The organism is Aeromonas sp. 604176 (genome assembly GCF_049170755.1).
GTDB lineage: Bacteria > Pseudomonadota > Gammaproteobacteria > Enterobacterales > Aeromonadaceae > Aeromonas > Aeromonas veronii_A.
Map to the genome: position 1 here is coordinate 1 of NZ_JAAKNE010000265.1, position 1,084 is coordinate 1,084.

Annotated in this window: 3 protein-coding genes; all 3 read right to left on the reverse strand. The window is 54.1% G+C overall.

Translation table 11 applies throughout. The features are described 5' to 3' along the window. Positions 1-317: 50S ribosomal protein L9 (rplI, locus tag G5358_RS21215; RefSeq protein WP_421324894.1), on the reverse strand; the 317-nt coding region annotated here is incomplete at its 3' end. Positions 318-369: 52 nt separating this feature from the next. Next, entirely contained in the window at positions 370-600 is a 231-nt protein-coding gene (gene rpsR / locus G5358_RS21220; protein ID WP_005308890.1) for a 30S ribosomal protein S18, read from the reverse strand. Between the two features lie 30 nt (positions 601-630). Beyond that, the gene (gene rpsF, locus G5358_RS21225) at positions 631-1,017 is read right to left on the reverse strand and encodes a 30S ribosomal protein S6 (protein WP_005308887.1); all 387 of its coding nucleotides are present in this window, start codon (positions 1,015-1,017) and stop codon (positions 631-633) included. Positions 1,018-1,084 lie beyond the last annotated feature (67 nt).

A 1,084-nucleotide genomic window follows, 5' to 3' on the forward strand; every position in this document is an offset into this window, starting at 1 on the left:
GCAGCAGTGATGGCTTCAGCCACGTCACGGGTACCGATGGAACCGAACAGCTTGCCTTCGTCGCCAGACTTGGAAGCGATAACCACGGTAGCCAGTTCGGCCAGCTTGGCAGCACGCTCTTCAGCAGCAGCTTTGTTGGCAGCCAGTTTGGCTTCCAGCTCAGCGCGACGAGCACCGAAAGCTTCGATGTTGGCCTTGGTGGCCATAACAGCTTTGCCTTGCGGGATCAGGTAGTTACGGGCATAACCAGATTTCACGGAAACTTGGTCACCCAGACCGCCCAGTTTGGCGATTTTGTCGAGCAGGATAACTTGCATTACCTTTCCTCTATAAATTTCGTTGAGTTAGGCTTAAGTGCCGGGCCGATTCTTACTTGTTGTGCAGATCGGTGTACGGCAGCAGAGCCAGGTAACGAGCACGCTTGATGGCGCGTGCCAGCTGACGCTGATACTTGGCGCGGGTACCGGTGATACGGCTCGGTACGATCTTGCCAGATTCAGTGATGTAGTTTTTCAGAGTAACGATATCTTTGTAGTCGATCTCGGTAACGTTCTCGGCGGTGAAGCGGCAGAACTTACGACGACGGAAATAACGTGCCATGGCCTTTATCCTCTAGTCAGTGATCCAGAATTACTCTTCGGAAGCAGCTTCAGTAGCTTCTTCGCGGCGCTCGTCGTCACGACGGGTGAAGCGCTCTTCTTTGGCCTTGGCCATCGGAGAAACTTCAGTCACGGCGTGCTTGGTGCGCATGATCATGTTGCGGATAACGGCATCGTTGAAGCGGAAGTTGGTTTCCAGCTCATCGATAACGGCTTGCTCTGCTTCTACGTTCATCAGAACGTAGTGGGCTTTGTGCAGTTTGTCGATCGGGTAAGCCAGCTGACGACGGCCCCAATCTTCCAGGCGATGAATGGTACCACCGGAGGTGGTGATGGCGCCGGTGTAACGCTCGATCATGCCGGGAACTTGCTCGCTCTGGTCCGGATGAACCATGAAGACGATTTCGTAATGACGCATTTTAGCTCCTTACGGATTAATTCAGCCTCCGCCCAGGTGCAGCCAGACCTCGGAGGCAAGGAACATA